The 4,385-nt window shown below is 71.1% G+C and carries 4 protein-coding genes; all 4 read left to right on the top strand.

The window, feature by feature from the left end; all coding sequences use genetic code 11:
* Positions 1-84 precede the first annotated feature (84 nt).
* Positions 85-468 (top strand): RidA family protein, encoded by a 384-nt coding sequence (locus QMX80_RS18525; RefSeq protein WP_055771623.1) that lies wholly within the window; start codon positions 85-87, stop codon positions 466-468.
* Between the two features lie 9 nt (positions 469-477).
* Positions 478-2,622 (top strand): ATP-dependent DNA helicase RecG, encoded by a 2,145-nt coding sequence (gene recG / locus QMX80_RS18520; protein ID WP_282278645.1) that lies wholly within the window; start codon positions 478-480, stop codon positions 2,620-2,622.
* Between the two features lie 366 nt (positions 2,623-2,988).
* A complete protein-coding gene (locus QMX80_RS18515; RefSeq protein ID WP_282278644.1) occupies positions 2,989-3,930 on the top strand; it encodes a nucleoside hydrolase in 942 nt (313 codons plus the stop codon).
* A gap of 83 nt (positions 3,931-4,013) precedes the next feature.
* The gene (locus tag QMX80_RS18510) at positions 4,014-4,256 is read left to right on the top strand and encodes a type B 50S ribosomal protein L31 (protein WP_054667367.1); all 243 of its coding nucleotides are present in this window, start codon (positions 4,014-4,016) and stop codon (positions 4,254-4,256) included.
* The last annotated feature ends 129 nt before the right edge of the window (positions 4,257-4,385 follow it).

Raw genomic sequence — 4,385 nt, 5'->3', positions numbered from 1 at the left:
GGGCATTGCCCCGCAGCGCACGGGAGCCGATGCGCCGGGAGCGGACGTTACAATGGCCCGTCTTTATCCCAACCGGAGCTCCCCATGTCCCGCCAGATCATCAACACCGCCAATGCGCCGGCCGCCATCGGCCCGTACTCGCAGGCCGTGCGCGCCGGCAACACCGTGTACTTCTCCGGCCAGATCCCGCTGGACCCGGCCACCGGCGACATCGTCGCCGGCGACGTCGCCGCACAGGCGCGCCGTGCGTTCGACAACCTCAAGGCGGTGGCCGAGGAAGCCGGCGGCTCGTTCGACAAGATCGTGCGCCTGGGCCTGTACCTGACCGATCTGGGCGAGTTCGCCAAGGTCAACGCGGTGATGCAGGAATACTTCCAGGCGCCGTTCCCGGCCCGCTCCACCATCGAAGTGTCGGGCCTGCCCAAGGGCGCGGCGTTCGAGGTCGATGCGGTGATGATCCTGGACTGATCCCCACGCATGGCGCGTACCCGGCCGGTCGCCCCCGCACTGGCGGCCAATGGCGAAACGCCGGTGACGGCGCTGCCGGGCGTCGGCCCGGCGGTGGCCGCCAAGCTGCAGGCGCGCGGCATCGGCAGCCTGCAGGACCTTTGGCTGCACCTGCCGCTGCGCTACGAGGACCGCACCCGGTTGAGCGCCATCGCCGCGCTGCAGCCGGGCGCCGCCGCCCAGGTCGAAGGGCGGGTAGTCGCGGTGGAGCGGGGCTTCCGCTACCGGCCGATGCTGCGGGTAGCGGTGGAGGATGGTTCGCGCGGCACCCTGGTGCTGCGCTTCTTCCATTTCCGCGCCGCGCAGGTGGCGCAGTTCGCGGTCGGCGCGCGCCTGCGCTGCTATGGCACCCCGCGCCCCGGTCAGCACGGGCTGGAGATCGTGCACCCCAGTTACCGCATGCTCGGCGATGGCGAGGAAGCCGGCCTCGGCGATGCGCTGGACCCGGTCTATCCGGTCGTCGAAGGCATCGGCCCGGCGACCCTGCGCAAGCTGATCGGGCAGGCGCTGGAACGCCTGCCCGGCGAGGCCGCGCTGGAGCTGTTGCCGGCGCACCTGCTCGACGGGCTGGCCCTGCCGTCGCTGCGCCAGGCGCTGTTGACCATGCACCGCCCGCCCGCCGATGCCGACGTGGCCGCGCTTGGCGCCGGCACGCATCCGGCGCAGCGGCGTCTGGCGATGGAAGAGCTGCTCGCCCATCACCTGAGCCTGCGCCGCCAGCGCATCGCCCTGCAGCAACACCACGCACCTGCGTTGAGGGGTGGCGACAAGCGCGTGCGGCAATTGCGCCAGTCGCTGCCGTTCCGGCTCACCGGCGCGCAGCAGCGCGTATTCGCGCAGATCCGCGAGGATCTCGCGCGCCCGCACCCGATGCTGCGGCTGGTGCAGGGCGATGTCGGTTCCGGCAAGACCGTGGTGGCGGCGCTGGCGGCGATGCTGGCGGTGGAGCAGGGCAAGCAGGTGGCGCTGGCGGCACCGACCGAACTGCTCGCCGAGCAGCACCTGGCCAACCTGCGCGGCTGGCTCGAACCGCTGGGCGTGCGCGTGGCGTGGCTGGCCGGCAAGGTCACCGGCAAGGCACGGGCAAAGGTAGTGGAGGACATCGCCTCCGGGCAGGCGCAGGTGGTGGTCGGCACGCATGCGCTGATGCAGGACAGCGTGGTCTTCCACGACCTGGCGCTGGCCATCGTCGACGAACAGCACCGCTTCGGCGTACACCAGCGGCTGGCGCTGCGCGACAAGGGCGCCGACGGCCGCAGCGTGCCGCACCAGCTGGTGATGACCGCCACGCCGATCCCGCGCACGCTGGCGATGGCGGCGTATTCCGACCTGGACGTATCGGCGATCGACGAACTGCCGCCCGGGCGCACCCCGGTGCGGACCATCGTCATCAGCGCAGAACGCCGCCCCGAACTGGTCGAGCGCATCCGCCTGGCCTGCGCGCAGGGGCGCCAGGCCTACTGGGTGTGCACGCTGATCGACGAGAGCGACGACGAGGACGGAAAGCCCGGAGCGAACGCGGGGCGCATGGAAGCCGTCGCCGCGCAGGCGACCTTCGAGGCCTTGTCGGCGCAGTTGCCGGGCGTGCGCGTCGGGCTGGTGCATGGGCGCATGAAGACCGCCGAGAAGCAGGCGGCGATGCGCGCGTTCAAGGCCGGCGAGACCGGCCTGCTGGTCGCCACCACGGTGATCGAGGTCGGCGTCGACGTGCCCAATGCCTCGCTGATGATCATCGAGAACGCCGAGCGCCTGGGCCTGGCACAGCTGCACCAGCTGCGTGGGCGGGTGGGGCGCGGCGCCGCCGCGTCGAGCTGCGTGCTGATGTACCAGGCGCCTTTGTCGGCGATGGCGCGGCAGCGGCTGGAGACCATGCGCCAGACCAATGACGGTTTCGTGATCGCCGAAAAGGACCTGGAACTGCGCGGTCCCGGCGAACTGCTCGGCACCCGCCAGACCGGCCTGGCCGCGTTCCGCATCGCCGACCTGGCCCGCGACGCGGCGATGTTGCCGGGCGTGCATGCCCTGGCCGAACGCCTGCTGGCCGAAGCGCCGGCCGTTGCCGACCGTGTCGTCGCGCGCTGGGTGGGCGGCGCGGCGCGCTACGCCTCGGCCTGAGCGGGGGCGGCAGATCACGGCGCTCGGGTAGCGCCGGGCAATGCCTGGCGGGGCTTGGCCGGAAAAGCTTCAGCGGGGCGTTGCCCCGCTCTACAGATTGGTGGACCGCAACGGCTCGGTAGCGCCGGGCGGGGCTTGGCCGGGCTTGGCCGGGAGAGCTTCAGCGGGGCGTTGTCCCGCTCTGCAGGTGGATGGACCGCAACGGCTCGGTAGCGCCGGGCGGCGCCCGGCGGGGCTTGGCCGGCGACCGTTCCAGCGAATCGCTGCTCCGCTCCGCGGGTGCTTGCGGGGAGCGTCCGGCCGCGATGCTTCCCCTGTCATGACGGAGGTGCCAGACTCCATGGCCGACCAGAAGACAAGCATGAGATGAGCAAGAAGATTCCGTTGCTGATTGATACCGACCCGGGCGTGGACGATGCGCTGGCGCTGTTGATGGCCTTTGCCGACGAACGCCATGACGTGGTCGGGTTGACGGTGGCGGCGGGCAACGTCGGCCTGGACTACACCGTGCGCAATGCGTTGAAGCTGTGCGAAGTGGCCGGCCGCGAGGACGTGCCGGTGTTCGCCGGCGCTCCCGATCCGCTGGTACACCCGGCCGAGGACGCCGCCCACGTGCACGGCCGCGACGGCTTCGGCGATGTCGAACTGCCTGCCGCCGCGCGAGCGGTGGAGGCCGAGCACGCGGCGCTGGCGATCCTGCGCCTGTCGCACCAGCACGCCGGCGAGCTGCTGCTGGTCGCGTTGGGGCCGCTGACCAACATCGCGCTGGCGCTCAAGCTCGATCCGACCCTGCCGCAGCGCGTGAAGCGCTTCCTGGTGATGGGCGGGGCGATCACCGGCCACGGCAACATCACGCCGGTGGCCGAGTTCAACATCGCGTTCGACCCGGAAGCGGCGCACATCGTGTTCACCGCGTTCCCGCACATCGAAGTGGCCGACTGGGAAGCCACCGTGGCCCATGGCCTGCTGCACCGGAACGTGGAGCAGTGGCTGGCTGCCGATACCGACAAGGCGCGCTTCTACGAGCTGATCTCGCGCCAGACCCGGCTGTGGTCCGAGGACAGCCGCGGCGAATACTGGTACGCGGCCGATGCGCTGGCGATGGCCTGGGCGCTGCAGCCGGAAGGCGCGACGAAGGTGGAGCGGCGCCCGCTGGCGATCGAGATGGCCGGTGGCCGCACCCGCGGCGCCACCGTGGTGGACTGGAACCGCCAGACCGGCGCTGCGGACAACACCACCCTGCTGATCGGCTACGACCGGGAGCGCTTCGAACGCCAGGTACAGCGGGCGTTGGGGCTGGTTTCCTGATTTCCTGCATTCCCGGCTTGCCCCCGCGGGCGAGCCGGGGCTATAATGCCGCTCTTGACCACCAGCCCACACGGTGTGAGCCCATGAAGGCCGATATTCATCCCGATTACCACAACGTCGTGTTCCACGACGTCACCTCCGATTTCAAGTTCCTGACCCGTTCGACCATGTCCTCCAAGGACACGGTCAAGTGGGAAGACGGCGAAGAGTACCCGCTGATCAAGGTCGAAATTTCCTCGGCCTCGCACCCGTTCTACACGGGCAAGCACAAGGTCATCGACACCAGCGGCCGTATCGACAAGTTCCAGAAGCGCTACGCGCGCTGATCGGAAGCTGTCGTTTCGCCCGAGCAGCGGGGGGGGGGGGGGGGGGGGGGGGGGGGGGGGGGGGGGGGGGGGGGGGGGGGGGGGGGGGGGCGCCCCCCCCCCCCCCCCCCCCCCCCCCCCCCCCCCCCC

Source organism: Stenotrophomonas sp. PS02297 (assembly GCF_029959705.1).
Classification (GTDB): Bacteria; Pseudomonadota; Gammaproteobacteria; order Xanthomonadales; family Xanthomonadaceae; genus Stenotrophomonas; species Stenotrophomonas nitritireducens.
This window is presented reverse-complemented; position numbering and strand designations above follow the sequence as displayed.